Origin of the sequence: Leclercia sp. GLN_9 (assembly GCF_043105735.1) — a bacterium.
Taxonomy (GTDB): domain Bacteria; phylum Pseudomonadota; class Gammaproteobacteria; order Enterobacterales; family Enterobacteriaceae; genus Enterobacter; species Enterobacter adecarboxylatus.
In genome coordinates, this window is record NZ_JBICLV010000033.1 from 70,495 (window position 1) to 97,077 (window position 26,583).

Below are 26,583 nucleotides of genomic sequence, written 5' to 3' on the forward strand. Positions count from 1 at the left end.
GTACCGACAGGTACTCCCCTTTTTTGCTTTAGATTTTGCCTTAAGCCGTACGGCGGGCGAACTCTTTTACCTTAAAGCCCAGCACGGCGAGGGTTGCGAAGTAGGCCACAACACCCACCACCACTACCGCCATCAGGCGCAGCAGTCGATAAGGCATCGTGCCCAGCGACCAGTCCGGCATTACGTACAGCATGCCAACCAGCGCCGCAGCCATCACCAGCACCGCAATGACCAGTCGTAACAGGAAGCTCGACCATCCCGGCTGCGGGGTAAAGATCTGCTGCTTTCTCAGCTGCCAGTAGAGCAACCCGGCGTTAAGGCAGGCCGCCAGACCGATGGAGAGCGACAGACCGGCATGCTTCAGCGGGCCAATAAAAGCCAGGTTCATTACCTGCGTCATAATCAGGGTGACGATGGCAATCTTCACCGGGGTCTTGATGTCCTGACGCGAGTAGAAACCCGGGGCCAACACTTTCACCACGATCAGCCCCATCAGGCCGACGGAATAGGCCACCAGCGCCCGCTGGGTCATGGCGGCGTCAAAGGCGGTGAATTTTCCGTACTGGAACAGGGAAACGGTCAACGGTTTGGCGAGAATGCCCAGGGCCACCGCGCTCGGCAGTGCCAACAGGAAGCAGAGGCGCAGCCCCCAGTCCATCAGACGGCAGTACTCATCATGGTTGCCGCTGGCAAAGCTGCGGGAGAGTGACGGCAGCAGGATGGTGCCCAGCGCCACCCCCAGCACCCCGGACGGGAACTCCATCAGGCGGTCGGCATAGTACATCCATGAGACCGACCCGGAGACAAGGAACGAGGCAAAGATGGTGTTGATGATAAGGGAAATCTGGCTCACCGAGACGCCGAGGATCGCCGGCCCCATCTGCTTCACCACCCGCATCGCTCCGGCATCACGCAGGTTAATGCGCGGCAGCACCAGCATGCCGATTTTCTTCAGGTGCGGCAGTTGATATGCCAGCTGTAGCACGCCCCCCACCGTCACCGCCCAGGCCAGCGCCAACACCGGCGGATGGAAGTGCGGCGCGGCGAACAGCGCAAAGCCGATCATGCTGACGTTCAGGAACGTCGGGGCAAACGCCGGGACCGAGAAGCGGTTCCAGGTGTTGAGGATCGCCCCCACCAGCGACGCCAGCGAGATCAGCAGAATATAGGGAAACGTAATGCGCAGCAGCTGCGAGGTCAGGGCAAATTTATCGGCAGTATCGGCAAATCCTGGCGCGGTGACCATGATCACCCAGGGTGCCGCTAACATCCCGATCACCGTGACGATCGCCAGGGCAAGGGTCAGCAAGCCCGAGACGTAGGAGACAAACACCTTAGTCGCATCTTCCCCCTGTTTACTTTTGTATTCCGCCAGGATGGGGACGAAAGCCTGAGAGAATGCGCCTTCGGCAAAGATACGGCGCAGCAGGTTGGGCAGTTTAAAAGCAACAAAAAAGGCGTCAGTCGCCATCCCTGCGCCAAAGACCCTCGCCACAATGGCGTCGCGCGCAAAGCCGAGCACGCGCGAAAACATGGTCATCGAGCTGACGGCAGCCAGCGATTTTAATAGGTTCATTAATGTGAGCGTCCACTACCTGAAACAAAACGCCTGCAGAGCAGGCGTAATTTCGCCGGGCGGCGCGATGCTTACCCGACCTGGAAAACTGAAAACGCGCCTAGTCTACTCGTAAACATAGGAATTGCTATGGGCAGATGTTACAGCGGGTTATTCGCTCATGGCCTCGCGCCAGAGCTTCTCCACGATACGCTGGGCGCGGATCGCCTGTTCGCCCGAGGTTTCAGGAACCGTCTGATTTTGCACGCATTCGATAAAGTGACGCGCGCAGCCCGCAAAGCCGCGCTGTTCAAGCGTGCTTTGCCAGCCCGGGATGGCTGGCGTAATAACTCCTGCCCCCCGCTCCTCACGCCACTCGCGCATGTCGGTAATATCCAGAAGCGCACCGTCGGTCACCGCCTGGATCCACTCCCGCTGGCTGCCCGCCCGGCGGTGCATGGAGGTGGTGATTTGCACATTGCCTGCGCTGAAATGGTGCTCAGCATAGACCATCGCCCCCTGATCGTTGGTTTGCAGCGTGCCGCCGGTAAGCCGGGCATCATCCCCCGCTAGCCACAGCGCGGTATCCACCACATGGAGATAATCATCTAGCAGGGTAAAGCGCAGATCGTTTGGCCCGATACTGTCGGCCCGGTGCTTGTCCATCCGCAGCGATGCCGCACCGGTGAGCTGCGTTTTGAGCTGCCGATAGAGGGGCGCGAAGCGGCGGTTAAAGCCGACCATCAGGGTGAGCTTCTTCTGTGCAGCGAGGTCAATGAGCCGCTCAGCGTCGGCCTGGTTGTCGGCCAGCGGTTTATCGACGCAAACATGAACGCCCGCCTGCAGCAGCTCGCTGACAACCTGATAGTGAGTGACGGTGGAGGTGTGGACAAAGACCACATCACAGTCGCGGGCCAAATCCTGTAGCGACGGATAATAAGGCATGCGCACGGACTCGCAGATGCGCAGCGCCTTATCCCGCGACGGCGACCAGGCACCCTGCAATGTCCAGTCTGTTGCAGTGCTCAGCACCGGCAGCCAGGCTTTCTGTGCGATTCCGCCCAGCCCTACAACGCCTACACGTAATTTTGTCACCGTTAATCTCCCAGATGTGCCAGCAGCGAATCGAGTCGCTGTTTCAGTTCTTCGACTTCATTTTCCAGCGCTTCAACGCGAGCCAGCAGGGTCTCATCCGCAACCGGCGCTACGGCCTCGGGTGCCGCGTCGGCGGTATCAACTTCACCGCTGAAAAGGTGCATATAGCGGCTCTCGCGCTTGCCCGGCTCGCGCGCCAGACGCAGAACAAAAGGACCATCTTCCCGGGTGGCAAGGCCCTCAAGCGCCTGCTCTACTTCCTGCATATCTGCGAACTCGTGCATGCGCGCGGCCCGGGTACGCAGTTCGCCAGGCGTTTGCGCCCCACGCAGGAGCAGAGTGGCGATCAGCGCCACTTCAGCCGGGTTCAGCTTTAACGCGCCAAACTCGGAGTTACAAAACCGCTGTTCATATTTGGTGACGCGGTTGCCAAAGCCGCTGACGGTGCGCAGATAGTGCCGTTTTACCAGCGCATCGAGTTGCTCCTGCACTTCATGTTCAGCCAGATTCATCACCGGTTCACGGTTGGTTTTTTGATTGCAGGCCAGGGTAACGGCATTCACCGAGAGCGGATACTGTTCCGGCGTGGTGACCTGTTTTTCCAGCAGGCAGCCAATGACGCGCGCTTCTGTGGCGGTTAGTTGATATTTCATCTCTGTTCCTTAGCGTCCTGCGCTCCACTCTTTAGTCGTCAGCGCTGTCAGGACATGATCGCGCCATTCGCCGTCAATCAACAGGTAGTCCTTGGCATAGCCCTCTTTGTCAAATCCGAGGCGCGCCAGCAGATCGCCACTGCGCTGATTGTGCGGCATATAGTTGGCCATAATGCGGTGCATATGCTGGGTGCGCTGCATATAGCGGATAGCCGAGGTTAAGGCCTCAAACATTAGCCCCTGCCCCTGCCATTTTTGCCCGATGGAATAGCCCAGGTAGCAGGCGTGAAAAGATCCCCGCACCACATTAGAAAAGTTGGCGATCCCGATGATCTCTTTCTCATCGGGGTCGAGCAGCGCAAAATAGAATGCCGAGCCTTGCTTGTGAAACTCGGCAATCATGCTCAGTCGGGCCTGCCAGCCAGAAGGATAACAGTGGCTCTCATCCCGCACGGGCTCCCAGGGTTTTAAAAACTGACGATTCTCTGCGTAGTAGTCCGCCAGACGCCAGGCATCACGCTCATGCACCAGACGAACCACCAGCCGGTCAGTCGTCAGGCGCACTTTAGGCACATTACTGCGATAGCCAAACATGGATACAACTCCTTCCAGTTACAACCTTGACCCGTTAGCTTTACTATACCTGCGCCGCTGCCGTCTGGGAAAACAGTGACATACCATTTTGAAGACTTTTCACATTTTTCGATTAAAAGCCTCAATCAAAGTACCTTTTTGATAAAAAAATATTGTCGCCTGCGCTGTGGGAAAAAACCGGGCGAGGCCGCAGAATATTAGCGCGCTCATCATCTTTATACCCTAAATAATTCGAGTTGCAGGAAGGCGGCGACGCAGCGAATCCCCAGGCGCCTACCCCAGTAAGTGACAGCGCTTGCGCTGGCCCCAAAGGGGCGAGGCCATGGGCCGAGTCATGTCAACGCACCGGCAACTTGAAGTATGGACGGGTATATTTCCCTGGAGGGGAAATGTCCCGTATCTCACACGCACGCCGTCTGGGCAAATACTTCCTGCTCGTTGATAACATGCTGGTTGTGCTCGGCTTTTTTGTCGTTTTTCCGCTAATTTCAATTCGCTTTGTCGATCAGATGGGCTGGGCGGCGCTGATGGTCGGCATTGCGCTGGGTATGCGCCAGTTTGTTCAGCAGGGGCTAGGGGTGTTCGGCGGCGCAATTGCCGATCGCTTCGGCGCCAAACCGATGATCGTCACCGGCATGCTGCTGCGGGCGGCAGGGTTTGCCACCATGGCTATTGCCCATGAGCCATGGGTGCTGTGGGTCTCCTGCATTATTTCCGGGCTGGGCGGCACGCTGTTCGACCCGCCGCGTACGGCGTTGGTGGTCAAACTGATCCGCCCTCAGCATCGCGGACGCTTTTTCTCCCTGCTGATGATGCAGGACAGTGCCGGGGCGGTGGTGGGCGCACTGCTGGGCAGTTGGCTGCTGCAGTATGATTTTCGTCTGGTGTGCGCCACGGGCGCGGTGCTGTTTATCCTTTGCGCAGCCTTTAATGCCTGGCTGTTACCGGCATGGAAACTCTCCACCGTGAAAGCGCCGGTGCGCGAAGGGCTGGATCGGGTCTGGCGCGATAAACGCTTTATCACCTATGTGCTGACCCTGGCAGGCTATTACATGCTGGGGGTGCAGGTAATGCTGATGCTGCCAATCATGGTCAATGATGTGGCGGGCTCCGCAGCAGCGGTGAAATGGATGTACGCCATTGAAGCCTGCCTCTCTCTTTCTCTGCTCTACCCGATTGCCCGCTGGAGTGAAAAACGGTTCCGTCTTGAGCACCGTCTGATGGCGGGGCTGCTGCTGATGTCCCTGAGCATGCTGCCCATCGGCATGGTAGATTCCCTGCAACAGCTGTTTATGCTGATTTGCCTGTTCTATATCGGCTCAATCATTGCCGAACCGGCCCGGGAAACCCTGAGCGCCGAACTGGCCGACCCGCGCTCGCGGGGAAGCTATATGGGCTTTAGCCGTCTTGGGCTGGCGATTGGCGGCGCGCTGGGGTATGCCGGTGGCGGCTGGTTATTTGATGCCGGAAAAGTCTTCCACCAGCCTGAGTTGCCGTGGGTCATGCTGGCGTTGATCGGGGTTCTCACCTTTTTTGCGCTGGGCTGGCAGTTCAGCCATAAACGTCGCGTGCCCGGCATTCTGGAACCCGGCGCCTGATCGACGGGCAGACCCAGATATCAGTTTTTTCTGCTGGTCTGCCACTCTCTCCCCTGACATACTGGCGCGTCAGGATTGAAGCGCTGACACTATGTCGAGGAAAACCATGAAAAAATTCGTTATTGCCACTGCGTTGATCGTCAGCGGCCTGCTGGTTGGTTGTAATCAGCTCACCCAGTACACCGTCAGTGAACAAGAGATCAATCAGGCCCTGCAAAAGCGCAATAACTTTGCGAAAGATATTGGCGTCCCGGGTGTGGCCGATGCGCATATTGTCCTGACCAACCTCGCCAGCCAGATTGGCCGTGAAGAGCCGAACAAAGTGATGCTCTCCGGGGATGCAAGCCTGGATATGAACTCGCTGTTCGGCAGCCAGAAAGCCAATATCAAACTGAAATTAAAAGCGCTGCCGGTCTTCAATAAAGACCAGGGCGCAATCTATCTGCAGCAGATGGAGATTACCGACGCTGTGGTGTCCCCGGATAAAATGAAACCGGTTCTGCAAACGCTCATGCCCTACCTGAATCAGTCGCTGCAAAACTACTTCAACCACCAGCCGGCCTACATTCTGCGTGAAGACAACAGCAAGGGCGAAGCACTGGCGAAAAAGTACGCAAAAGGGATCGAAGTGAAACCGGGTGAGATTGTTATCCCCTTCGTCGATTAACCTCTGAGGCGCTTCGGCGCCTTTTTTTGCGGAAAAGAGTGCAAACGAAAACGTTTCCCTCTATTCTTTGTGTCCGGCAAAAATCATCTCACTCAGCCGGAGCCTATCCATGACTGCACCATCCCAGGTTTTGAAAATTCGCCGCCCAGACGACTGGCATATCCATCTTCGCGATGGCGATATGCTCAACACTGTCGTGCCGTATACCAGTGAAATTTATGGCCGCGCGATTGTTATGCCAAACCTGGTACCGCCCGTCACCACGGTCGACGCGGCGATTGCCTATCGTCAGCGCATTCTTGCTGCCGTGCCTGCCGGTCACGATTTTACCCCGCTGATGACCTGTTATCTGACCGACACGCTCGATCCAAACGAGATCGAACGCGGCTTTAACGAAGGGGTCTTTACCGCCGCCAAGCTCTATCCGGCCAACGCCACCACCAACTCCAGCCATGGCGTGACCAGCATTGATGCGATTATGCCGGTGCTGGAGCGCATGGAAAAACTGGGAATGCCGCTGCTGGTGCATGGCGAAGTCACCCATGCCGAGATCGACATCTTCGACCGCGAAGCACGTTTTATCGAGTCTGTGATGGAACCGCTGCGCCAGCGCCTGCCGGGTCTGAAAGTGGTGTTTGAACACATCACGACCAAAGACGCGGCCGAGTACGTGCGCGACGGTAACGAACTGCTGGCCGCTACCATCACTCCGCAGCACCTGATGTTCAACCGCAACCACATGCTGGTAGGCGGCGTGCGCCCACACCTTTATTGCCTGCCGATCCTCAAGCGCAACATCCACCAGCAGGCGCTGCGTGAACTGGTCGCCAGCGGCTTTGAGCGCGCCTTCCTCGGCACCGACTCTGCCCCGCATGCCCGTCACCGCAAAGAGGCCAGCTGTGGCTGCGCAGGCTGCTTCAACGCCCCTACCGCACTGGCCAGCTACGCCCAGGTGTTTGACGAGATGAACGCCCTGCAGCACTTCGAGGCCTTCTGCTCCCTTAACGGCCCTCGCTTCTACGGCCTGCCGGTCAATGAGACCTACGTTGAGCTGGTGCGTGAAGAGAGCCGCGTGGTGGAGTCTATTGCGCTGACGGATGACACGCTGATCCCGTTCCTCGCGGGTGAAACCGTGCACTGGACGGTGAAAGGTTAAAAATTGTTGGCCCCCCTGTTGTAAGTTCCACAATATGACTGTATAAATAAACAGTATATTACACAGGGGGCAACTATGCGTATCGAAGTCACCATTGCCAGAACAACTGCTTTGCCTGCTGGTGCGCTGGACGCGCTGGCGGGTGAATTTTCCCGCCGTATAAATGACTCCTTTCCCGAACGCGAAGGTGCTGTCACCGTGCGTTATGCCGGGTCTAACAATCTTTCGGTTATCGGTGGTGCCAAAGAAGATAAAGAACGCATCAGCGAAATTTTACAGGAAACCTGGGAAAGCGCTGACGACTGGTTTATTACCGATTAATTTTCTCCCTCTTTGTTTTTTTTGCCGGGTCGCCCCGGCTTTTTTTTCGTTTGCATAACGGAACTGCGAATAATCTGACTGACTCCATCAAAAATCATCTGCAAGATGATGTTTTAATGTTCAAACAATCCTAAAAGATACAAAAATGTCTTGCTCCCTGTTTCTTTTTCCCTTCATAAGCCTTATTTATTGATATACTGAAATTGCTTCAGAAAAACACGCATTGAACCTCACAGTCGTTGTCTTTTAACACGTATTCAGGGGGTTATGATGGAAAAGAATAATGAAGTCATCCAGACACATCCACTTGTTGGCTGGGATATCAGCACTGTAGATAGCTACGACGCACTGATGCTGCGTTTGCATTACCAGACCCCGGACCACCCTGACACCGAAGAAGCGGAGGTTGGGCAGACGCTATGGTTAACAACAGATGTTGCACGTCAGTTTATTTCTATTTTAGAAGCCGGTATTGCAAAAATAGAATCCAGTGACTACGAGGCAAATGAGTACCAGCGACATTAATGTAATGTCTCATTCTCACCCCAAAAGGCACCTCACGGTGCCTCATTTATTTCGCCCTTGTATAACCGTCCGGTCTTAATTACCCTGCTAAGCAACGAAACGCGTAAAGAGAACCCGATGAAATACGATCTAATTATTATTGGCAGCGGATCTGTCGGTGCAGCGGCAGGTTATTACGCAACCCGGGCGGGGCAAAACGTACTAATGATTGATGCCCATATGCCGCCCCATACCGAAGGCAGCCACCACGGCGACACCCGCCTGATGCGTCATGCTTACGGAGAAGGTGAACGCTATGTGCCGCTGGTATTGCGTGCGCAGGCGCTATGGGATGAACTGGCCCAAATCAGCGGTGAGCCGGTCTTTGAACGCACCGGCGTCGTCAATCTCGGGCCGTCTGAGTCGTCCTTCCTGGCAAACATTGAGCAAAGCGCCCGTCAGTTCAATCTTAACCTTGAGCGGCTTGACGCGGCGGCGGTGATGAAACGCTGGCCTGAAATTCAGGTGCCCGAGGGCTATATCGGTCTTTTTGAGGCCGAATCCGGTGTGCTGCGCAGCGAACTGGCGATAAAAACCTGGATTGCACTGGCGAAAGAGGCTGGCTGTGCGCAGCTGTTTAACTGTCCGGTCAACGCGATTACGCATCAGGACGACGGCGTCACCGTCGAAACGCCCGAAGGCCCATACCGCGCCAATCGCCTGCTGGTGAGTGCTGGCACCTGGGTGTCGCGTCTGGTGCCAGACCTGCCGATCCAGCCTGTGCGCAAGGTTTTCTCCTGGTTCCAGTCCGACGGCCGTTACAGCCACCAGAATCACTTCCCGGCGTTCACCGGCGAGCTGCCTGACGGGGATCAGTTCTACGGCTTCCCGTCGGAAAAAGATGCATTGAAGATTGGGAAACACAACGGCGGGCAGGTGATTAACTCCCCGGAAGAGCGCAAGCCGTTTGGTGCTTACCCTGGCGATGGCTCCGAAGCGTTCAAATTCCTGCGCAACATATTGCCGGGTATCGGGGGCCTGTTATATGGCGCAGCCTGTACCTATGACAACACGCCGGACGAAGATTTCATCATCGACACCCTGCCGGGTCACGACAATACGCTGCTGATTACCGGCCTGAGCGGTCACGGTTTCAAATTCGCCAGCGTACTGGGTGAGATTGCCGCGCAATTCTCTCAGCAGATCGCCCCGCCATTTGATCTCACGCCTTTCTCCCTGTCGCGCTTTAGCCGATAATGCTGTCAGGCTTCGGGTTGCCGAAGCCTTTCTTCCTTTTATTATCGGTATCCTCATGCGTCGTATTGTGAATTATCTGGTCAATAATATTCGCGAGCATTTAATGCTCTATATTGTGCTGTGGTCGTTACTGGCGCTCCTCGATATTCTGTACATTGTATTTTTCTGATGAGATATATTGACACAAATTGACAATTCTTCAGGTAACTATAATTACAGAATAAATTATTTGAACATCATAAATTTGTCATAACCCGCCCCAGAGCAGCTTTCCTACAAACCATTAACAACCACATTGACTATCAATATCAACATTCATTCGAAAATACTGAACAACAAAAATTAATAATGAATATCTGTAAATATCATTTGCATTAATGTTTCACCCACGCCATTTTTAGCGCTCGCTAATTAATTTCGGTATTCACAATGCAGGTGCGTAATTCCCCCACACGCTATGGCGTTATTTCCATGAGTTTACATTGGCTGATGGCTATTGCGGTATATGGCATGTTTGGCCTTGGATTATGGATGGTTACTCTCAGCTATTACGATGGCTGGTATCACCAGGCACCGGAGCTGCATAAAAGCATCGGCTTTATGCTGATGCTGGCCCTGGTGGTGCGTCTGCTGTGGCGACACTACTCCCCGGTTCCCCCGGCGCTGAAAAGCCAGTCGCGCGCCACGCGCCTGACCGCCGCTGCGGCGCATTTAGCTCTGTACGCGGTGCTGTTCGCCATTCTCATCAGCGGCTATTTAATTTCCACTGCTGACGGCAAGCCAATCAGCGTCTTCGGTCTGTTTGACGTCCCTGCCCTGTTGGCCGATGCCGGAGCGCAGGCCGATCTGGCCGGGACAGTTCATCTGTGGCTGGCCTGGGGCGTGGTCTCGTTATCTGCACTGCATGGTCTTGCGGCCATCAAACACCACTTTATCGACAAAGACGCCACCCTGACACGTATGTTGGGCAAAGCGTCACCTGACTCTGGAGCATAAAATGAAAAAAAGCCTGCTGGGATTAACCTTAGGTTCTCTGCTGTTCACCACCGGTGCCGCGGTAGCAGCCGACTACAAAATTGATAAACAAGGTCAGCACGCCTTTGTGAACTTCCGCATCCAGCATCTGGGCTACAGCTGGCTGTACGGCACCTTCAAGGATTTCGACGGGTCCTTCACGTTTGATGAGAAAAATCCGGCGGCCGATAAGGTGAATGTCACCCTGAACACCAACAGCCTGGATACCAACCACGCCGAGCGCGATAAGCACCTGCGCAGTGCGGATTTCCTTAACGTTGCGAAATACCCGCAGGCCACCTTTACCTCTACCGAGGTGAAAAAAGAGGGTGAAGATCTGGATATCATCGGCAATCTGACGCTGAACGGCGTGACCAAGCCGGTTAAGCTGGATGCAAAACTGATTGGTCAGGGTGATGATCCGTGGGGCGGTAAACGTGCTGGCTTTGAAGCGACAGGTAAAATCCATCTGAAAGACTTCAACATCACGACCGATCTTGGCCCGGCGTCGCAGGACGTGGAACTGATTATTTCAGTGGAAGGGGTTCAGCAGAAGTAATGCCCTCGCCCGGTCAGCATCCTGCGACCGGGCAAGGTTTTAGCGTTATTCCGGGTCAGGAATACCCAGACGGGTGTTCAGACGCCCACGCGACTTATTGAAGATCTTATTGCCATTCTCACGACCGGCACGGCGGCGGCGCTGCTCCTCTTCCGGCAACATGCTCTCCTCGCTACACAGCTCGCTGCAACAGCCGTTGAACTTCTCTGCACAGGACGGGCACTGAATAAACAGCAGGTGGCAACCGTCGTTTTTGCAGTTGGTATGGGTATCACAGGCGGTGCCGCACTGATGGCAATGGGCGATCACATCGTCAGAAATACGCTCTCCCATCCGCTCATCAAAGACGAAGTTCTTACCGATAAAGCGTACCGGCAGCCCTTGCTCACGCGCGCGACGGGCATACTCAATGATCCCGCCCTCGATATGCCAGACCTTGTTGAAGCCTTTGTGTTTCATGTACGCGCTGGCTTTCTCACAGCGGATCCCCCCGGTGCAGTACATGACAATTTTCTTGTCCTTATGCTCCTGCATCATCTCAACCGCTTTTGGCAGTTGCTCACGGAAAGTATCCGCCGGGATTTCGAGCGCGTTTTCAAAGTGGCCCACTTCATATTCGTAGTGGTTACGCATATCGATGAACACGGCGTCGGGATCGTCAAGCATGGCGTTCACCTCGGCCGCTTTCAGATATTCGCCCACATCGCTGGCGTTAAACGTCGGATCGTCGATGCCGTCGGCCACAATGCGTTCACGCACTTTCAGACGCAGCACCCAGAAGGATTTACCGTCGTCGTCGAGCGCCACGTTCAGGCGCAGGCCATCCAGCGCCGGATCGAAGGCGTACAGAAATTCCCGCAAGGCGTCGACTTTGCTCTCCGGCACGCTGATCTGGGCGTTAATGCCTTCATGGGCCAGATAAATACGGCCAAAGACGTTCAGGGCGGTCAACGCCTTGTACAGCGTGTCGCGCGTCGCCTGTGGGTTAACGATGGTGAAATATTTATAGAACGAGATCGTCGTGCGCGGTTCGGTTTCAGCCAACATACGCGCTTTCAGCTCTTCGTTCGAAATGAGGTTGTGTAACACTGGCATGGTGTACGGTTCCTGCAATCGTAGTAAGAATGAAAATCGGGCGGCATCATATAGCAAACAATGAGAATTTACATCCCCTCATTTTGCGCTACATTTCTCACCTCAAAATGCGCAGAGCATAACAATTGCGGCTTCAATGAACATTTCGTTGCTATGCGTTTTGGATATGAAACGAATAATGCGACAATCTGCCGACAGGACGTATCAATAACAGGAATGACATGACTCAATTACCTAAATTTTCCATTGCGCTATTACATCCTCGTTACTGGCTGACCTGGGCTGGCATCGGTTTATTATGGTTACTGGTGCATTTGCCCTATCCCGTGATCTACCGTCTTGGCTGCGGCATGGGTCGCCTGGCGATGCGCTTTATGTCACGCCGCGCCTACATTGCCCGACGCAATCTGGAACTCTGTTTCCCGCAAATGAGCGAGCAAGAGCGTCACGAGATGGTCGTGAAGAATTTTGAATCCGTCGGCATGGGGCTGATGGAGACAGGCATGGCGTGGTTCTGGTCCGACAAACGCATGGCGCGCTGGACCGAAGTGACCGGCACCGGAATGGAGCCAGTGCATCAGCTTCAGGCGCAAAAAACGGGCGTACTGCTGATTGGCGTCCATTTTTTGACCCTTGAGATCGGCGCGCGGATGTTCGGCATGCAGGCTCCCGGCATCGGTGTCTATCGCCCGAACGATAATCCGGTGATCGACTGGCTGCAAACCTGGGGTCGGATGCGCTCCAACAAGAGCATGATCGACCGTAAAGACCTTAAGGGGATGATCCGGGCGCTGAAATCCGGCGAGGTGATCTGGTATGCGCCGGACCATGACTACGGCCCTGGTGCCAGCGTCTTTGTTCCGTTTTTTGCCGTTGATGAAGCGGCCACCACCACCGGCACCTGGACACTGGCCCGTTTGTCACAGGCAGCCATTGTCCCCTTCGTACCGCGCCGGAAGGCCAACGGTAAAGGCTATGAGCTGATGATGCTGGAACCTGAGTGTTCTCCGCCTCTGGACGATGCGAAAACCACTGCGGCGTGGATGAATGAGGTGGTTGAGAAGTGCATCCTGCTGGCACCTGAACAGTATATGTGGCTGCACCGCCGGTTTAAAACCCGTCCTGAAGGGGTGCCTTCCCGCTATTAACATCTTCTCCTGCGGCCTGACCGGCCGCATCTCCCCTTTGACGTATGATGCTTTCCACATTGCAGCAACCATCACCCAGGCGCATAATTAGCAGGCTTATTAATTCCTTCAAATAATGATGCCGCTGCGCATCATAACGTGGGTAGCTATGTCTCCTTCAGAAACGCCAATAAACTGGAAGCGCAACCTTATCGTAGCCTGGCTGGGCTGCTTTCTTACGGGAGCCGCCTTTAGCCTGGTGATGCCTTTCCTGCCGCTGTATGTCGAACAGCTGGGCGTCAGCGGCCACAGCGCCCTTAACATGTGGTCCGGGCTGGTGTTCAGCATTACCTTCCTCTTCTCCGCCATCGCGTCGCCATTCTGGGGTGGGCTGGCGGATCGCAAAGGGCGTAAAATCATGCTCCTGCGTTCGGCGCTGGGCATGGCAATTATTATGTTGCTGATGGGGATGGCGCAAAACATCTGGCAATTTCTGATCTTACGCGCCGTGCTGGGGCTACTGGGCGGATTTGTGCCCAATGCCAATGCGCTTATCGCCACGCAAATCCCCCGCAACAAAAGCGGTTGGGCGTTAGGTACGCTCTCCACCGGTGCAGTAAGCGGCGCCCTGCTTGGCCCGCTGGCCGGAGGATTACTGGCAGACAGCTACGGCCTGCGCCCGGTATTTTTCATCACGGCGGTCGTCCTGTTTGCCTGCTTCTTGCTGACCTTTTTCTGCATCCGGGAAAATTTCACCCCCGTACCCAAAAAAGAGATGCTGCACGCCCGTCAGGTGTTTGCCTCGCTGAAAAATCCCCGTCTGGTGCTCAGTCTGTTTGTCACCACCCTGATCATTCAGGTGGCAACCGGGTCCATTGCGCCGATCCTGACCCTGTACGTCCGTGACCTTGCGGGCCACGTCAGCAACATCGCCTTTATCAGCGGCCTAATCGCCTCGGTTCCTGGCGTGGCCGCCCTGATCAGCGCCCCGCGGCTGGGGAAACTGGGGGATCGTATCGGCCCGGAAAGGATCCTGATTGTCGCGCTGGTGATCTCCGTCCTGCTACTTATTCCGATGTCCTTCGTGCAAACGCCGTGGCAACTGGGCGTGCTGCGCTTTTTACTCGGGGCAGCCGACGGTGCCCTGCTGCCCGCCGTACAGACCTTGCTGGTCTATAACTCCACCAACCAGATTGCCGGGCGTATCTTCAGCTATAACCAGTCGTTTCGTGATATCGGCAACGTCACAGGCCCGCTTCTCGGGGCCGGTATTGCTGCCAGCTACGGCTTTCGCGCAGTGTTTGTTGTCACCGCTTGCGTGGTGATGTTTAACGCTTTTTACTCCTGGATCAGTTTGTCGCGCGCCGTCCGGCAGCCACGGGCTGTTGCTACGCCGGATAAGGTATCTGCGCCTGATTAAGATAACTCCGTGAATGCTTTTACGGCTTTCATACTTGCAATCATGGAGAATCAGCTATTCTTTCCCTGAACACCATGTCAAATCACAGGGAGACGCCGATGACTATGTTTGCCACTCTAGAGGAAGCGATTGATGCCGCGCGCGAGGAGTTCCTCGCTGATAATCCCGGCATTGAGGAAGATGACGCGAATATTGAGCAGCTCAATATTCAGAAATATGTCATGCAGGATGGGGACATTATGTGGCAGGCCGAATTCTTTGCCGATGACGGTGAAGATGGCGAATGCCTGCCGGTGCTGACCGGTGAAGCGGCCCAGGCAGTGTTTGATGGCGATTATGACGAGATTGAATTGCGTCAGGAGTGGCTTGAAGAGAACACCCTGCACGAATGGGATGAGGGTGAGTTTCAGCTCGAGCCGCCGCTGGATACCGAAGAGGGCCAAACCGCAGCGGATGAGTGGGATGAGCGTTAATTACTCATAAAGCCCATGATGAGCGTCGATGGGCAGTAGCAGGGTGTCGAAAACCAGCGAGAATGGCAGATCCAGCACCGTCAGGTAACGCCATGCGGAGTCGCGAACGTCCCACTGCACGCCCGGGTAGTATTGATTGCCGTGTCCCTGTCCAGGGATGGTCCGGCTGATAATACTTCCGCAGCCGCTCAGTAATAGCGCCATCGTAATGACGATGAAAAATCGCATCCAGTACCTCCAAAGATAAAAATACCGGCTCGAGAGCCGGTATTTATTTGCCCCGCAACGCGTCGCCTGCACGGGCCTGCAGATTCACAGGCCAGTCAGGCATAGCGCCACTCTGCGTATTACTTCGCTTTTAACGCCTTCGGATTCATCTGCAACGTCTGGTAATAGTTCACCCATGAAGAGTATTTCTCCGGGGCAGACCAGACACGATAATGCAGGCGCGACATCGTTACCGGGTCGCTCAGCAGCACCAGACGACGATCGCGGTTCAGCTTCTCTGGCGTCTCGTTCAGCGCCTGTTCAACGTGACGATCGCGGGCGATCTCCAGCACGCGGCTGGCACGGTGACGGGCAGTCGCCATGGCGGTGGCCAGGGCGTTGAAGGACGGGTTAAACACCGCGTGCATAAACCCATCGTCCAGCGAACGGCTGCGGTTGAGTTCCAGATACTTGTCGGTATCCACCAGCACCTGTGGCGGAGAATACTCTTCCGGGATCAGGAACAGCTTCCAGCGTTTGGTGCGCAGCCCGATCGTTGAACGGCTGGAGAACACCGACACAAACGGCGACAGGATCAGCGAGAACACAATCGGTGCCAGCCAGAACAGGAAGCGCAGATCCAGCCACGCCATCCCGACTGCCCACACCAGGCCGAGCAGCATTTGCGAGCCGTGACGCATAAAGGCTTCACCCCATGGGGTGGAGTCATCATCACGCTGCGGTGAGTTCCAGACCACTTCCCAACCGAGGAACGCACTGACCACGAAAACGGTGTGGAACAGCATACGTACCGGTGCAAGCAGCACTGAGAACAGCACTTCCAGCAGCAGGGAGAGCGTTACGCGGAAGAATCCGCCGTACTCTTTCGAGCCTTTACACCAGATCAGCACGATACTCAGCAGCTTCGGCAGGAACAGCAGCACCATTGTCGACGCAAAGAGCGCAATCGCAAGTTCAGGACGCCACTGCGGCCATACCGGGAACAGCTGACGCGGTTGCAGGAAGTACTGCGGCTCGGTCAGGGCGTGGACGACCTGCAGCGCGGTCGACAGGGCCAGGAACATGAACCACAGCGGCGCGGAGAGATAGGACATCACGCCGGTCAGGAACACGGCACGGTGTACCGGGTGCATCCCTTTGACGAGGAACAGGCGGAAGTTCATCAGGTTGCCGTGACACCAGCGGCGGTCACGCTTCAGTTCATCCAGCAGGTTCGGCGGCAGCTCTTCATATGATCCTGGCAGGTCGTAGGCAATCCACACCCCCCAACCGGCACGACGCATCAGCGCCGCTTCCACGAAGTCATGCGACAGAATCGAGCCAGCGAACGAGCCTTCACCCGGCAGCGGTGCCAGCGCACAGTGCTCGATGAACGGCTTCACGCGGATAATGGCGTTGTGCCCCCAGTAGTGGGACTCGCCCAACTGCCAGAAATGCAGACCGGCAGTAAACAGCGGCCCATATACGCGGGTTGCAAACTGCTGACAGCGCGCATACAGCGTGTCCATGCCCGATGCTTTTGGCGAAGACTGGATGATCCCGGCATTCGGGTTAGCTTCCATCAGACGTACAAGGCCAGTCAGGCAGTCACCGGTCATCACCGAGTCGGCATCCAGCACCACCATATAGCTGTACTGATTGCCCCAGCGACGGCAGAAGTCATCGATGTTGCCGCTTTTACGCTTCACACGGCGACGGCGACGACGGTAGAAGATCTGCCCTTCGCCCTGCACTTCGGCGATCAGCTCCATCCAGGCTTTCTGTTCCGCCACGCAAATGTCGGGGTTGTAGCTGTCACTCAGAATGTAAACATCGAAGTGTGCGGCGTTCCCGGTGGCCTTTACCGACTCCCAGGTGGCGCGCAGGCCGGCGAAGACACGATCCACGTCTTCGTTACAGATAGGCATGATCAGCGCCGTACGGTGCTCAGGGCTGAGAGGTTCATCCCCCACCGTTGACGCAGAGATGCTGTATTTGTCCCGACCTATCAGCAGCTGTAAAAAGCCCATTAGCGCGGTCCAGAAACCGGCCGATACCCAACAGAAAAGGATGGCGAACAGCAGCAGGATGCCGCTTTGCAGCACATACGGCAGGATCTGCATAAACGAAACCAGCAGATCCTGGCCGAACATATCGGCCGGATTGATCAGCGCCCAGCCCTGGTAAGGCAGAATGGTCTTCATATACCAGGTGGCGACGACGGTCTGCGCGATGGTCAGCAGCAGCAGGATGTAGCGGCGAATGCTGCCGACAGTACGCCATTTTTCCTCACTGGCCTGTTGCTCTTTGGTCAGGCGGGAAAGATACCGCGGGGTCACGTCACGGCCACGCAGGCGATCCCAGAAACGGCCTACCGGGTTGGTACGCCAGGGATCCGGGAACATAGAGGAGCGCGTGGCTTTCGGCATGGCCTCAAGCTGGGTACGCCCTTCGTCATCGCGAATCAGCTGGCCTTCGGCCAGTGAGTCGGGCCAGGCCTGCTCAAGGCGGCTTTTAACCGAGCCAAGCGGGGTATCATCTTCACGGGTAAACGCGTGATGATCGGCATCCAACGCGGTATGCACCTCGCTGATGTCACCCTTCGGCAGTGCCGCCTTCTCGATATCGGTCAGCGGCATGGCATCGATATACTCAGTTATCTTATTCATTGGCAGGTAGCTGATAGCTCCAGGTTTCACTCAGCGGCTGGTCAGCGTTCACCAGGGCGGCGCGCATCTCAGTCGGTTGTTTCGCGTCTTTCAGTTTCACACGCAGGGTTAAACGCCAGCCTTTGGTGACCGGGTTATAACGCACGCTGTTTTCAACGATTTCACCGTTATCACCGATGCTCGCCTGCGCGGTGACCGGGGTCTCCGGCGCCAGTTTACTCATCTCCTGACCGGTGAAATCCACCACGAAGGCGATAGTGCCATCAGGCTGACGGATCAGATTCGACTGTTTCACATCGCCGGTGGAACGACGGGTCTGCAGCACATACGCGCTTTCTGGCGCATGCAGCTTGTCTTCGTCGCGGCTCATGGTGATGGAGTAGTTAAAGTTCATCTCTTTACCGGCTTCCGGCAGTTGATCCGGCGTCCAGTAAGCGACGATGTTGTCGTTGGTTTCGTCGTTGGTTGGGATCTCCACCAGCTCCACTTTACCTTTGCCCCACTCGCCTTTCGGGGTGATCCACGCGCTTGGACGCAGATCGTAACGATCGTCCAGATCTTCAAAGCGGGAGAACTGACGACCACGCTGCAGCAGGCCGAACCCTTGTGGGTTTTCCATGCTGAAGCTGCTTACCGCCAGGTGTTTCGGATTGTTCAGCGGACGCCAGATCCACTCGCCGTTCCCGGCCAGGATCGACAGACCGTTAGAATCATGCAGTTCCGGGCGGAAATTGGTGGCTGGTGACGGCTGGTTAGGCCCGAACAGGAACATACTGGTCAGCGGTGCCACGCCCAGTTTGCCCACTTTATCGCGCAGATAGACTTTAGACTGCACATCAACCACAGTGTCGCGGCCCGGAATGATGGTAAAGCGATAGGCACCGGTCGCACGAGGGGAGTCCAGCAGCGCATAAATGGTCAGGCGTTTGTCGGTAGGTTTTGGACGCTCGATCCAGAACTCGCGGAAACGAGGGAACTCTTCCCCGGAAGGCAGTGCGGTATCGATCGCCAGGCCTCGTGCAGAGAGGCCATATACCTGGCCGCCGCCGATGACGCGGAAATAGCTTGCCCCCAGCATGCTGACAATTTCGTCGTTCTTATCTTTACTGTTAATGGGGTAAAGCACTTTAAAGCCCGCGAAGCCCAGGTCTTTTACGGTGTCTTTATCGTGTTGCACATTGCCGAAATTAAAATAGTCCGGGCTGTACTTGATTTTGCGTACCGCGTTGGATGTCACTTCATTAATGGTGACAGGCGTGTCGAAGTACATCCCCTGATGATAAAACTCAAGCTTGAACGGGGTTTTAATCTTATTCCAGTACGCTTTATCGTGATTAAACTGGATCTGCTGATAGTCCGCATATTTCATATCGCGGAAAACGGAGGGCAAGTTACTTTTTGGCGCTTCGTACCCCTTACCTGCCATCGATTTTGCCTGTTTTGCGACGTCGTCGATGGTAAAGGCCAGGGCCGATGAGGTATACAGAGACAACAAGACGGCTGCCCCTAACCAACGCATTTTCATCATTTGTGGTTTATGTTTCATAATAAGTAAGCACTTCCCCCTTTGTGTGCTTATATCGATCCGATCCATTTTAATGGAAAATCAGGCATTCCGACAACATAATCACCGCTTTGTTCAGCGTGCTGGCTCATGGAGTAAGCAAGTGAAAGTAACCCGTATTCACTTTGCGTGCTTATCCTGGAGACAGTCTGTCGGACTTCGTGTAGGGTTGGCCCCGAATGTAACCACTATTGGTCTTAGGGATAAGGCGATAAGTCTGAGAATGCATAACGCACTATGAGTACCGTACCCGCACAACGCGAATATTTCCTTGATTCTATTCGGGCCTGGCTCATGCTGCTGGGGATCCCGTTTCACATCTCCTTGATCTATTCGAGCCACGTCTGGCATGTCAATAGCGCCGAGTCCTCATGGTGGCTGACGCTGTTTAACGACTTTATTCACTCATTCCGAATGCAGGTCTTTTTTGTTATTTCGGGTTATTTTTCTTACATGCTGTTCTTGCGCTACCCGCTAAAGCGGTGGTGGAAAGTGCGCGTGGAGCGCGTCGGTATTCCGATGCTCACCGCCATTCCCCTGCTGACGCTGCCGCAATTCATTATGCTGCAATATGTCAAAGGCAAAGCGGACACTTGGCACACCCTGTCGCTGTACGAAAAATACAATACTCTTGCCTGGGAGCTGGTCTCGCACCTGTGGTTCCTGCTGGTGCTGGTGGTGATGACCACGGTTAGCCTGTGGGTGTTCAGCCGCATGCGCCACCGTCTTAGCACCCAATCAGGGACACTTCTCGCGGACATCACCTGGGGCAAACTGTCGGTCCTGTTTTTACTGCTGGGTATTGCCTATGCCGCCCTGCGCCGCACGCTGTTAATCGTTTATTCGCCGATCCTCAGCGATGGCCTGTTCAATTTTGTGGTCATGCAGACCCTCTTCTATCTGCCTTTCTTTGTTATTGGCGCCCTGGCGTTTGTCCATCCCAAACTGAAAGCCCTGTTCACCACGCCATCGCGCGGCTGCACCCTTGGCGCGGCACTGGCGTTTGTCGCCTATCTGCTGAATCAGCGTTATGGCAGCGGCGATGCATGGATGTATGAAACCGAAAGCGTGATTACTATGGTGTTGGGACTGTGGATGGTGAATGTGGTCTTTGCGCTGGGGCATCGGCTGCTGAACTTTAAATCCGCGCGCGTCACCTATTTCGTTAATGCGTCGTTGTTCATTTATCTGGTGCATCATCCGTTGACGCTGTTTTTCGGCGCCTACATCACGCCGCATATCAGCTCAAACCTGCTGGGCTTTATCGCCGGACTGGTGTTTGTGGTCGGGATCGCGATTGTGCTATATGAAATTCATCTGCGTATTCCGCTGCTGCGCTTTTTATTTTCCGGTAAACCGGCCAGCAAACCCGCCAATTCTCCGCAGACCACCAGCTAAACCTTTGTGCGCCGGTTACGTAACCGGCGCCGCTTTACAGAAGCCACTCTACAGGCAGCCAGTAGGCAAGCCGCACCAGCATCCGCTGCCAGAAGCGGGTTTTGGGTTCCTTTTTATGTACAATTTCCTCCCCATCCTTGCGCTCAATCCAGTTCAGACGCCCCAGCTTGTCCAGCTTTAACTGCCAGGCCTCGTGACGCTGACTGCGTACAAAACGGGTATGGATCAGTCGCGCCAGCACCTCGCTTTCTATAACGAAACCCATTTCTGTGTTGAGCATGGTTGAACGGGGATCAAAATTGAGCGAACCAATAAAAACCTTCTCGCCGTCGATACTGAACGTCTTGGCATGCAGGCTGGAGCCGGAGTTACCGGTGATGCCGCGATCGTGAATGACCGGCACGCCATCCTGGGTCGGCTTAAGTTCATACAGCTCAATGCCGTGGCGTAACAGCTTCTTGCGCCAGCGGGCATAGCCAGCATGCACCACGGCGACATCGTTGGCCGCCAGCGAATTGGTCATGATGGCGACTTTTACCCCTTTGCGCACCATCTGCAGCAGGAGCGCCACCCCCGCCCGGGTCGGGACAAAATAGGCTGAAATAATTGCAATTTGCTCAACCGGCGAACCCATCACGTCCAGCAGGCGCTGGGGCAACAGCGAATGGCGCTTTGCCCGGCCCTGCCCTTTACGCGGATCGTCGCTAAGCAACCGGGTTTTAGCCCAGATCAACGGCAAATTACCGGCTTCCAGGCGGGTGATAAACTCGCTGGACTGGAGTTTATCCAGATAGCGGCGGGTGATATCGTCCCGATACCACTCTTCAGGCGGCTGAATTTTATCTTCGATCTCGGTTTCCGACAGTTCCAGCACCTGCTGGAGCGTGGAGACCGACGCACAGTTCCAGTAGCGTTCAAAGTCATCCGCTACATCCTGCACCACCGGGCCTGTTGCCATCACATCCAGATCGGAGAACAGCGGCTCCTCACCCGCCCCAAAATAGGCATCCCCGATGTTTCTGCCGCCAACAATAGTTACTTCCCCATCCACGGTAAAACTCTTGTTATGCATCCGCCGATTAAGGCGGGCAAAATCGGTGAGATAACCCAGGGCGCGCAGAGTGCGAAACGAGAAGGGATTAAACAGGCGTACAGAAAAATTGGGATGCGCGTCCAACAAGCGCAGGATGGCGTCCAGCCCCTGCGTGTTGTTGTCGTCTAAGAGCAGGCGTACACGCACGCCGCGCATGGCGGCGGAGAGCAGCACGGAAAACAGCAGCCTTCCTGACATGTCGTCTTCCCAGATGTAGTACTGCACATCCAGGGTTTTTTCCGCCATCTCCGCCAGCCGGTAGCGGCAGGCGAAGGCGTCCAGACTGTTATCAAGAGGGAGAAGTCCACAAAGGCCAGGGTGTGCAGAACTGACCGGTGCAATAGCGCGTCCTAGTCGCGTGTTATGCGTCGGTTTCCTGTCCTCGTTGGGTAAGCAGTCGCTTGTATAGCCGGGCATTTTCTTCATCATAGCAGACAAAGTATACCCGCTCCGGCAGAGGCTTGCGGGTGAGATAATCCGAAACCGTATTAACGGCGATTTCCGCGGCGGCGGCGCGGGGATAACCGTACACGCCGGTGCTTATCGCCGGGAATGCCAGGGAATGATAACCGTTGGCTGCCGCCAGGTTCAGGCTGTTGCGGTAAGCCTCTTCCAGAATGCGGGCTTCATGATGATCGCCCCCATGCCAGACGGGACCGACGGTATGGATCACCGCTTTGGCCGGCAAATCACCCGCCAGGGTAATGACCGCCTGGCCCGGCGCGCACTCGCCCTGCTGCTGACGCACCACCTTGCAGGCCTCAAGCAGGGCTGGCCCCGCTGCCCGGTGGATGGCGCCATCCACGCCGCCGCCCCCCATTAATGAGGGATTAGCGGCATTGACGATCACATCAACATGCAGGGTGGTGATATCACCCAGAAAAACTTCAATACGCGAGTTCATATTCAACCTCTGCTGACGTTTTTCTCTTAAGTGTATCGCAGAGGATGGGCCATGTAAGGCCTGTAAACAGAAAACCGCCCCGCCATGGTGGTAATCCACCCGAACGATAGCCCGCGATTTTTCAGGACTGGGGGGTATGTCATGGTGATGGCCACGCGATCCCCGAAGACCGCCGCGCCCTTTACGACATCGGAATCGCGCCGTTGACGGGTGCGCATTTTACTCTTCTGCGGGCAGGTCACGGAAATCGTCTGCGATGCAGGCGGAATGATGCAAGGCTCGTCGCGCCCCTTATCGGTAAAAGGGATACATTGCTGGGGTTAGCGAAGCGGCAGGGAGAGGATTTAAATAGACAGGATATCTGGCAAGACCACCGGGAGGAACTTCACTAAACATTATCCCTGCAGATGAAACAACAGGCCTTAAAACGGGCCGTCGACTGGCATCGGCGATGCCAGTAACATCAGACGCGAGTCAATTTCAGTAACATCAATCAATCCATAAACTTAAAGAATATTTCATCCCTTATGCTTTCGACGGCGGCCACTGTTGCGACAGATGCAGCGATTTACCGTCCGACACCGTGACTATGACATTTATCTTATCGTTGGGACCTGAGTTAAGGGTCATTCGGGAAAGATTGACCGTTTTATTAGCGGGTAACGAGACGGTATTTTGCTGCCGCGAAGTGCTTTGACCACCGGGGCCGCTGCGCGAGGTGAGAATTTGCACCTGACATAAACAGGGTTCCGTCACCGTGACTTGGGGAATAATGGTCAACATGTCGCCCTCAGTGGCCGTCTGAAAGGTGATCTGACTGCTAAGTGCAGCAAGCAATAAAAGTGTATTCATGATCTTCTCCCAAAAAAAAACAGGGCCTCAGCCCTGTTTTATCGTCGTACGGACGTCAGCTTAGTACTGGCCAGCAGTCACGGTGTTGCCGAAGCCAACCTGAGTGATGTTAGCAGTCGCGCCGTTCATAGTTTGATTCAGCTGGACGTCGTTACGACCACCAGACTGACGAACGTTAGCGGTGAGGTCACGACCACTCCACTGGCTGATAGTTGCCGAGTTACCCTGGCCTCTCTGGTTCAGATCGATTTCGCTGCTATCAGCGCCCTGTGACAGGTCAGCATCGTTACCGAAACCGCTCTGGCTAACGGTGATTTCAGACCCACGAGCGTCGCTTTGCAAAGCGTCTACGTTGTTACGACCACCGTACTGATAAACAGTCAGTGTTTCTGGGCTGATGTTATTACCACCGTTGTTGCCGCCGCCATGATTATTGCCCCATTGTGGAACGGAGCCAGCCATAGCACTGCCAGAAACCACGATTGCTGCAATTACTGCCACTTTTAAAAGTTTCATTGTAAAGCCCCCATCGGATTGATTAATTCGTCATCAAATAACTAGCGTTGGATAACGCGAATTGCCATTTGTGACTGTCTCTGTACTACAACTGCCGTTTTTTGCGTACCGTACTGCGTAATATTCGCTCTGTTACCAGAACCTTTCTGAATAATCATTGCGGTATTACCATATGCACCTTGATTAATACTCGCACTGTTCGAGTTCCCTTTTTGATCAATGTAGGCAAGGTTATAACTGCCTGATTGTTCAATGTTCGCCCGATTATTTCCGCCTTCCTGGGAAACGACAGATAACAATTTTGTGCCCTGCTGGAGAACAGTCGCGTTATTGTTAACGCCCTGCTGTCCAATAATAGCGGCCTGGTTATAAGATGATTTACTCAATTCATTCACCGCAAAATTGTATTCTGAAGCTGCCAAATCAGAGCTAGCGAAAACAAATCCAGGTGCACCCAGTAATGTAAACATTAATAACAAACTGTTCTTCATGTTATCACCCTGGACCTGGTGGTAAAATAACTTGTGTTAACAAGGCTAAATATTTTGTTAACCCGGCGTTACGATGAAGAGTATGTCTGCCGAAACAATTTTAATATCTCACCCGCCAGTTGTATTTTTATTTTCCCCGTCACCCCAAAGTATTAAAAAAAATTAAACAGCGTGGCGATACAGCCATTTAACAGGCGACATTTAATGGCGAAAGCCGGGTTTTGGAAATGGATAGAAGAGAAAATCCTGATTTGCCGTTTCGCCTGACTTGCAGGTGCGCCATCACGATATATCCATGATAGCGTGACAAAGTGCGTGATTTCTTAAGACGTTTACACATTGTAAAAAGAGGCTTAGCGTTTTGACCTCGCTCATACCTTCCCGCTAATAACCTCAAAACTATAAATTATAGTAAAATCATTAAGATAATATAATTTGTATGATTTTTTAAATGTGTGCATCAATATCTTTGTGTACAACTTTATGATGAACTCTAAGCAATTCATGAACTCATTTTTTACAAGTTAATATTGATTTTTACATCTTGTTACACGTTTAACACTTGCTTTAAAAACCGTAATAGCTAGATTGAAAACAGAAGTTCGCAATTGTTTTTTTATTTTCCCTTACTTCGAGGGATATGGTCTTTCTTCTACACACAGCAGTGCCACATCTGTCAGTACTTCTGGTGCCCCCAATAATATTATTGGGGGCAGCTGCCAGGTGTTTCAAAAAAGGGGTTTCATCATGTTTAATGAAGTCCAAAGTTTTCATGGCCAGACATTATTGTTAGTGACCAAACCTTCTTTGCAGGCGACAGCCTTACTACAGCATTTAAAGCAGAGCCTTACATTGAGCGGGAAATTGCATAGTATTCAACGCTCTTTTGATGACATTACACCTGGCAGTATTATTCTTTTCGATATGATGGAAGCGGATAAAAAACTTATCCAATACTGGCAAGATATTTTAAGCAGAAAAAACAACAATATCCGTGTGTTATTGTTGAATACGCCTGAAGAGTATCCATTCAGAGATATTGAAAGTTGGCCGCATATCAACGGTGTCTTTTACGTCAACGAGGACGAGGCACGCGTGGTTGACGGCCTGCAGGGCGTTCTGCGTGGGGAATGCTACTTCTCGCAAAAACTTGCCAGCTACCTCATAACGCATTCCGGAAATTATCGCTATAACAGTTCAGAGTCTGCTTTGCTGACCCATCGCGAAAAAGAAATTCTGAATAAATTACGCATCGGAGCTTCAAATATTGAAATCGCCCGTTCGTTATTTATCAGCGAAAATACGGTAAAGACCCATCTTTATAATCTTTTCAAGAAGATAGCTGTTAAAAACCGGACGCAGGCGGTTTCATGGGCAAATGATAACCTCAGGCGTTAACAGTATGAAACGCACAACGAGTTGGATTGCCGCAGCAAGCTTTTGGCTTGCTGCCGGGAATCTGCATGCGGTTGAAGTAGAGATCCCAGGATTGTTAACCGATCACACTGTCTCGGCTGTTGGTCATGCTTTTTATCGTGGCTTCAGCGACAAATGGGAAAGTGACTATCCTGGGAACTTAACGATCAATGAACGGCCCAGTGCGCGATGGGGTAGCTGGATCACCATAACGGTGAATCAGGACGTTATTTTCCAGACCTTTTTATTCCCAACGAAAAGAGATCTGGATCAGAACGTAATCTTCGCTCTGGCTCAAACCGAAGAAGCAATAAATCGTCTGCAGATTGATAAAGCTCTGCTCAGTACCGGCGATTTAGCGCAAGACGAGTTTTAATTCGGAGGC

Annotated in this window: 28 protein-coding genes; 15 read left to right on the forward strand and 13 right to left on the reverse strand. The window is 54.1% G+C overall.

What is annotated here, in order from left to right:
- Nucleotides 1-40 precede the first annotated feature (40 nt).
- The 4 genes from murJ to rimJ all read right to left on the reverse strand — a co-directional run bounded on the left by murJ (nucleotide 41) and on the right by rimJ (nucleotide 3,897).
- Nucleotides 41-1,576 (reverse strand): murein biosynthesis integral membrane protein MurJ, encoded by a 1,536-nt coding sequence (gene murJ, locus ACF8PE_RS19710; protein ID WP_032617526.1) that lies wholly within the window; start codon nucleotides 1,574-1,576, stop codon nucleotides 41-43.
- A 150-nt stretch (nucleotides 1,577-1,726) separates the two neighbouring features.
- Nucleotides 1,727-2,650, reverse strand: a complete 924-nt coding sequence (locus tag ACF8PE_RS19715; RefSeq protein ID WP_392495202.1) for a Gfo/Idh/MocA family protein — start codon at nucleotides 2,648-2,650, stop codon at nucleotides 1,727-1,729.
- Between the two features lie 2 nt (nucleotides 2,651-2,652).
- Nucleotides 2,653-3,303, reverse strand: coding sequence for a YceH family protein (locus tag ACF8PE_RS19720; protein WP_392495203.1), 651 nt, complete (start codon nucleotides 3,301-3,303; stop codon nucleotides 2,653-2,655).
- Between the two features lie 9 nt (nucleotides 3,304-3,312).
- Complete coding sequence (rimJ, locus tag ACF8PE_RS19725; RefSeq protein ID WP_032617523.1) at nucleotides 3,313-3,897, reverse strand: ribosomal protein S5-alanine N-acetyltransferase; 585 nt, start codon at nucleotides 3,895-3,897, stop codon at nucleotides 3,313-3,315.
- 389 nt (nucleotides 3,898-4,286) lie between these two features.
- Here rimJ and mdtH point away from each other — a divergent pair, with 389 nt between their 5' ends.
- The 9 genes from mdtH (at nucleotide 4,287) to ACF8PE_RS19770 (ending at nucleotide 10,973) form a co-directional block, all read left to right on the forward strand.
- Nucleotides 4,287-5,495 carry a multidrug efflux MFS transporter MdtH gene (gene mdtH / locus ACF8PE_RS19730; protein ID WP_059308277.1) on the forward strand — a complete coding sequence of 403 codons (1,209 nt, stop codon included), beginning with the start codon at nucleotides 4,287-4,289 and terminating at the stop codon, nucleotides 5,493-5,495.
- 106 nt (nucleotides 5,496-5,601) lie between these two features.
- A complete protein-coding gene (locus ACF8PE_RS19735) occupies nucleotides 5,602-6,162 on the forward strand; it encodes a lipoprotein (protein WP_032617521.1) in 561 nt (186 codons plus the stop codon).
- Between the two features lie 109 nt (nucleotides 6,163-6,271).
- The gene (gene pyrC, locus ACF8PE_RS19740) at nucleotides 6,272-7,318 is read left to right on the forward strand and encodes a dihydroorotase (protein WP_032617520.1); all 1,047 of its coding nucleotides are present in this window, start codon (nucleotides 6,272-6,274) and stop codon (nucleotides 7,316-7,318) included.
- Between the two features lie 75 nt (nucleotides 7,319-7,393).
- Entirely contained in the window at nucleotides 7,394-7,639 is a 246-nt protein-coding gene (gene dinI / locus ACF8PE_RS19745) for a DNA damage-inducible protein I (RefSeq protein ID WP_032617518.1), read from the forward strand.
- Nucleotides 7,640-7,909: 270 nt separating this feature from the next.
- Nucleotides 7,910-8,164: a biofilm formation regulator BssS gene (gene bssS / locus ACF8PE_RS19750; RefSeq protein ID WP_032617517.1), complete on the forward strand. Its 255-nt coding sequence runs from the start codon at nucleotides 7,910-7,912 to the stop codon at nucleotides 8,162-8,164.
- Between the two features lie 117 nt (nucleotides 8,165-8,281).
- The gene (gene solA, locus ACF8PE_RS19755; RefSeq protein WP_392495204.1) at nucleotides 8,282-9,400 is read left to right on the forward strand and encodes an N-methyl-L-tryptophan oxidase; all 1,119 of its coding nucleotides are present in this window, start codon (nucleotides 8,282-8,284) and stop codon (nucleotides 9,398-9,400) included.
- 55 nt (nucleotides 9,401-9,455) lie between these two features.
- Entirely contained in the window at nucleotides 9,456-9,569 is a 114-nt protein-coding gene (locus tag ACF8PE_RS19760) for a YceO family protein (protein WP_032617516.1), read from the forward strand.
- Between the two features lie 260 nt (nucleotides 9,570-9,829).
- Nucleotides 9,830-10,396: a cytochrome b gene (locus ACF8PE_RS19765; RefSeq protein ID WP_191152901.1), complete on the forward strand. Its 567-nt coding sequence runs from the start codon at nucleotides 9,830-9,832 to the stop codon at nucleotides 10,394-10,396.
- Between the two features lies 1 nt (nucleotide 10,397).
- A complete protein-coding gene (locus ACF8PE_RS19770) occupies nucleotides 10,398-10,973 on the forward strand; it encodes a YceI family protein (RefSeq protein WP_163604533.1) in 576 nt (191 codons plus the stop codon).
- Between the two features lie 45 nt (nucleotides 10,974-11,018).
- On the opposite strand, the gene ACF8PE_RS19775 is transcribed toward ACF8PE_RS19770, so the two are convergent.
- Nucleotides 11,019-12,068 (reverse strand): rhodanese-related sulfurtransferase, encoded by a 1,050-nt coding sequence (locus ACF8PE_RS19775; protein ID WP_191152902.1) that lies wholly within the window; start codon nucleotides 12,066-12,068, stop codon nucleotides 11,019-11,021.
- Nucleotides 12,069-12,289: 221 nt separating this feature from the next.
- Between ACF8PE_RS19775 and ACF8PE_RS19780 the strand changes: the two genes are divergently transcribed.
- From ACF8PE_RS19780 to ACF8PE_RS19790, 3 genes are all read left to right on the forward strand, one after another.
- Complete coding sequence (locus ACF8PE_RS19780) at nucleotides 12,290-13,216, forward strand: Kdo(2)-lipid IV(A) acyltransferase (RefSeq protein WP_117386051.1); 927 nt, start codon at nucleotides 12,290-12,292, stop codon at nucleotides 13,214-13,216.
- A gap of 148 nt (nucleotides 13,217-13,364) precedes the next feature.
- Nucleotides 13,365-14,615, forward strand: coding sequence for a multidrug efflux MFS transporter MdtG (gene mdtG, locus ACF8PE_RS19785; RefSeq protein WP_191152903.1), 1,251 nt, complete (start codon nucleotides 13,365-13,367; stop codon nucleotides 14,613-14,615).
- A gap of 98 nt (nucleotides 14,616-14,713) precedes the next feature.
- Entirely contained in the window at nucleotides 14,714-15,088 is a 375-nt protein-coding gene (locus ACF8PE_RS19790; RefSeq protein ID WP_032617511.1) for a MysB family protein, read from the forward strand.
- On the opposite strand, the gene ACF8PE_RS19795 is transcribed toward ACF8PE_RS19790, so the two are convergent.
- The 3 genes from ACF8PE_RS19795 to mdoG all read right to left on the reverse strand — a co-directional run bounded on the left by ACF8PE_RS19795 (nucleotide 15,089) and on the right by mdoG (nucleotide 19,492).
- Nucleotides 15,089-15,316 carry a YceK/YidQ family lipoprotein gene (locus tag ACF8PE_RS19795; protein ID WP_392495205.1) on the reverse strand — a complete coding sequence of 76 codons (228 nt, stop codon included), beginning with the start codon at nucleotides 15,314-15,316 and terminating at the stop codon, nucleotides 15,089-15,091.
- Between the two features lie 119 nt (nucleotides 15,317-15,435).
- Entirely contained in the window at nucleotides 15,436-17,964 is a 2,529-nt protein-coding gene (gene mdoH, locus ACF8PE_RS19800) for a glucans biosynthesis glucosyltransferase MdoH (protein WP_191152923.1), read from the reverse strand.
- Nucleotides 17,957-19,492: a glucans biosynthesis protein MdoG gene (gene mdoG / locus ACF8PE_RS19805; protein WP_127472146.1), complete on the reverse strand. Its 1,536-nt coding sequence runs from the start codon at nucleotides 19,490-19,492 to the stop codon at nucleotides 17,957-17,959. The genes mdoH and mdoG overlap by 8 nt, the downstream gene beginning before the upstream one ends.
- 273 nt (nucleotides 19,493-19,765) lie before the next feature.
- Between mdoG and mdoC the strand changes: the two genes are divergently transcribed.
- A complete protein-coding gene (mdoC, locus tag ACF8PE_RS19810; RefSeq protein WP_032617507.1) occupies nucleotides 19,766-20,926 on the forward strand; it encodes a glucans biosynthesis protein MdoC in 1,161 nt (386 codons plus the stop codon).
- Nucleotides 20,927-20,960: 34 nt separating this feature from the next.
- Here mdoC and ACF8PE_RS19815 read toward each other — a convergent pair whose 3' ends face one another.
- The 5 genes from ACF8PE_RS19815 to csgB all read right to left on the reverse strand — a co-directional run bounded on the left by ACF8PE_RS19815 (nucleotide 20,961) and on the right by csgB (nucleotide 24,782).
- On the reverse strand, nucleotides 20,961-22,445 hold the full coding sequence (locus tag ACF8PE_RS19815) for a phospholipase D family protein (protein ID WP_164530092.1): 1,485 nt from the start codon (nucleotides 22,443-22,445) through the stop codon (nucleotides 20,961-20,963).
- On the reverse strand, nucleotides 22,381-22,923 hold the full coding sequence (ymdB, locus tag ACF8PE_RS19820) for an O-acetyl-ADP-ribose deacetylase (RefSeq protein WP_059308282.1): 543 nt from the start codon (nucleotides 22,921-22,923) through the stop codon (nucleotides 22,381-22,383). The genes ACF8PE_RS19815 and ymdB overlap by 65 nt, the downstream gene beginning before the upstream one ends.
- Nucleotides 22,924-23,448: 525 nt before the next feature.
- On the reverse strand, nucleotides 23,449-23,775 hold the full coding sequence (gene csgC / locus ACF8PE_RS19825; RefSeq protein WP_032617505.1) for a curli assembly chaperone CsgC: 327 nt from the start codon (nucleotides 23,773-23,775) through the stop codon (nucleotides 23,449-23,451).
- Nucleotides 23,776-23,835: 60 nt separating this feature from the next.
- Nucleotides 23,836-24,291 (reverse strand): curli major subunit CsgA, encoded by a 456-nt coding sequence (gene csgA / locus ACF8PE_RS19830; RefSeq protein WP_059308284.1) that lies wholly within the window; start codon nucleotides 24,289-24,291, stop codon nucleotides 23,836-23,838.
- A 41-nt stretch (nucleotides 24,292-24,332) separates the two neighbouring features.
- Nucleotides 24,333-24,782: a curli minor subunit CsgB gene (csgB, locus tag ACF8PE_RS19835; RefSeq protein ID WP_059308285.1), complete on the reverse strand. Its 450-nt coding sequence runs from the start codon at nucleotides 24,780-24,782 to the stop codon at nucleotides 24,333-24,335.
- A gap of 747 nt (nucleotides 24,783-25,529) precedes the next feature.
- Here csgB and csgD point away from each other — a divergent pair.
- Entirely contained in the window at nucleotides 25,530-26,180 is a 651-nt protein-coding gene (gene csgD, locus ACF8PE_RS19840) for a biofilm master transcriptional regulator CsgD (protein ID WP_032617501.1), read from the forward strand.
- Between the two features lie 4 nt (nucleotides 26,181-26,184).
- Entirely contained in the window at nucleotides 26,185-26,574 is a 390-nt protein-coding gene (csgE, locus tag ACF8PE_RS19845) for a curli production assembly/transport protein CsgE (protein ID WP_032617500.1), read from the forward strand.
- Nucleotides 26,575-26,583: the final 9 nt, after the last annotated feature.

Bases quoted from the DNA above. Each gene is read 5' to 3' on its own strand.
- murJ (WP_032617526.1), bottom strand. From the start codon at position 1,576: ATGAACCTATTAAAATCGCTGGCTGCCGTCAGCTCGATGACCATGTTT.
- ACF8PE_RS19720 (WP_392495203.1), bottom strand. From the start codon at position 3,303: ATGAAATATCAACTAACCGCCACAGAAGCGCGCGTCATTGGCTGCCTG.
- rimJ (WP_032617523.1), bottom strand. From the start codon at position 3,897: ATGTTTGGCTATCGCAGTAATGTGCCTAAAGTGCGCCTGACGACTGAC.
- mdtH (WP_059308277.1), top strand. From the start codon at position 4,287: ATGTCCCGTATCTCACACGCACGCCGTCTGGGCAAATACTTCCTGCTC.
- ACF8PE_RS19735 (WP_032617521.1), top strand. From the start codon at position 5,602: ATGAAAAAATTCGTTATTGCCACTGCGTTGATCGTCAGCGGCCTGCTG.
- pyrC (WP_032617520.1), top strand. From the start codon at position 6,272: ATGACTGCACCATCCCAGGTTTTGAAAATTCGCCGCCCAGACGACTGG.
- dinI (WP_032617518.1), top strand. From the start codon at position 7,394: ATGCGTATCGAAGTCACCATTGCCAGAACAACTGCTTTGCCTGCTGGT.
- bssS (WP_032617517.1), top strand. From the start codon at position 7,910: ATGGAAAAGAATAATGAAGTCATCCAGACACATCCACTTGTTGGCTGG.
- solA (WP_392495204.1), top strand. From the start codon at position 8,282: ATGAAATACGATCTAATTATTATTGGCAGCGGATCTGTCGGTGCAGCG.
- ACF8PE_RS19760 (WP_032617516.1), top strand. From the start codon at position 9,456: ATGCGTCGTATTGTGAATTATCTGGTCAATAATATTCGCGAGCATTTA.
- ACF8PE_RS19765 (WP_191152901.1), top strand. From the start codon at position 9,830: ATGCAGGTGCGTAATTCCCCCACACGCTATGGCGTTATTTCCATGAGT.
- ACF8PE_RS19770 (WP_163604533.1), top strand. From the start codon at position 10,398: ATGAAAAAAAGCCTGCTGGGATTAACCTTAGGTTCTCTGCTGTTCACC.
- ACF8PE_RS19775 (WP_191152902.1), bottom strand. From the start codon at position 12,068: ATGCCAGTGTTACACAACCTCATTTCGAACGAAGAGCTGAAAGCGCGT.
- ACF8PE_RS19780 (WP_117386051.1), top strand. From the start codon at position 12,290: ATGACTCAATTACCTAAATTTTCCATTGCGCTATTACATCCTCGTTAC.
- mdtG (WP_191152903.1), top strand. From the start codon at position 13,365: ATGTCTCCTTCAGAAACGCCAATAAACTGGAAGCGCAACCTTATCGTA.
- ACF8PE_RS19790 (WP_032617511.1), top strand. From the start codon at position 14,714: ATGACTATGTTTGCCACTCTAGAGGAAGCGATTGATGCCGCGCGCGAG.
- ACF8PE_RS19795 (WP_392495205.1), bottom strand. From the start codon at position 15,316: ATGCGATTTTTCATCGTCATTACGATGGCGCTATTACTGAGCGGCTGC.
- mdoH (WP_191152923.1), bottom strand. From the start codon at position 17,964: ATGAATAAGATAACTGAGTATATCGATGCCATGCCGCTGACCGATATC.
- mdoG (WP_127472146.1), bottom strand. From the start codon at position 19,492: ATGATGAAAATGCGTTGGTTAGGGGCAGCCGTCTTGTTGTCTCTGTAT.
- mdoC (WP_032617507.1), top strand. From the start codon at position 19,766: ATGAGTACCGTACCCGCACAACGCGAATATTTCCTTGATTCTATTCGG.
- ACF8PE_RS19815 (WP_164530092.1), bottom strand. From the start codon at position 22,445: ATGAAGAAAATGCCCGGCTATACAAGCGACTGCTTACCCAACGAGGAC.
- ymdB (WP_059308282.1), bottom strand. From the start codon at position 22,923: ATGAACTCGCGTATTGAAGTTTTTCTGGGTGATATCACCACCCTGCAT.
- csgC (WP_032617505.1), bottom strand. From the start codon at position 23,775: ATGAATACACTTTTATTGCTTGCTGCACTTAGCAGTCAGATCACCTTT.
- csgA (WP_059308284.1), bottom strand. From the start codon at position 24,291: ATGAAACTTTTAAAAGTGGCAGTAATTGCAGCAATCGTGGTTTCTGGC.
- csgB (WP_059308285.1), bottom strand. From the start codon at position 24,782: ATGAAGAACAGTTTGTTATTAATGTTTACATTACTGGGTGCACCTGGA.
- csgD (WP_032617501.1), top strand. From the start codon at position 25,530: ATGTTTAATGAAGTCCAAAGTTTTCATGGCCAGACATTATTGTTAGTG.
- csgE (WP_032617500.1), top strand. From the start codon at position 26,185: ATGAAACGCACAACGAGTTGGATTGCCGCAGCAAGCTTTTGGCTTGCT.